Source organism: Vibrio marinisediminis, from assembly GCF_014050145.1.
GTDB classification, from domain to species: domain Bacteria; phylum Pseudomonadota; class Gammaproteobacteria; order Enterobacterales; family Vibrionaceae; genus Vibrio; species Vibrio marinisediminis.
Genome location: NZ_JACFYF010000477.1, coordinates 1 through 219, shown reverse-complemented (window position 1 = coordinate 219; position 219 = coordinate 1). Strand labels below are relative to the sequence as shown.

Annotated in this window: 1 protein-coding gene; it reads left to right on the top strand. The window is 31.5% G+C overall.

What is annotated here, in order from left to right; all coding sequences use genetic code 11:
- On the top strand, positions 1 to 219 hold a 219-nt coding region (locus tag H2O73_RS24650), incomplete at both ends, for a hypothetical protein (protein WP_182110881.1).

Below are 219 nucleotides of genomic sequence, written 5' to 3'. Positions count from 1 at the left end.
ATGATAGAGCTACAGCTAACTACGATTGGGGCTTTGATGCTAAAAACTTAGATACTCAAATAGATGATATGTCATGGTTAATTGCTGGCGAACAATATATAATACAAGGTATTAATGAAATTAATCAGACTACCATACTTCCTATTAGTATTAAAACTAGAGACGAAGGACTTAACAGTATTACTATAGATGCATTAGTGAATTTTCCAGATCATTTAC